Source organism: Salmonella sp. SAL4457 (assembly GCF_046548235.1).
In the GTDB taxonomy this organism is placed as follows: domain Bacteria; phylum Pseudomonadota; class Gammaproteobacteria; order Enterobacterales; family Enterobacteriaceae; genus Salmonella; species Salmonella enterica.
Genome location: NZ_JBGDZO010000248.1, coordinates 1 through 312, shown reverse-complemented (window position 1 = coordinate 312; position 312 = coordinate 1). Strand labels below are relative to the sequence as shown.

1 pseudogene is annotated in these 312 nt (G+C 57.4%); it reads right to left on the bottom strand.

Going from position 1 to position 312, the window contains the following annotated elements:
- Positions 1-312, bottom strand: a pseudogene (locus ACLJNW_RS24135) (IS1-like element IS1B family transposase); the annotation flags it as partial.

Here is a 312-nt window from a genome sequence, read left to right as displayed (position 1 = left end):
CAGCTCCACCGATTTTGAGAACGACAGCGACTTCCGTCCCAGCCGTGCCAGGTGCTGCCTCAGATTCAGGTTATGCCGCTCAATTCGCTGCGTATATCGCTTGCTGATTACGTGCAGCTTTCCCTTCAGGCGGGATTCATACAGCGGCCAGCCATCCGTCATCCATATCACCACGTCAAAGGGTGACAGCAGGCTCATAAGACGCCCCAGCGTCGCCATAGTGCGTTCACCGACTACGTGCGCAACAACCGTCTTCCGGAGCCTGTCATACGCGTAAAACAGCCAGCGCTGGCGCGATTTAGCCCCGACGTA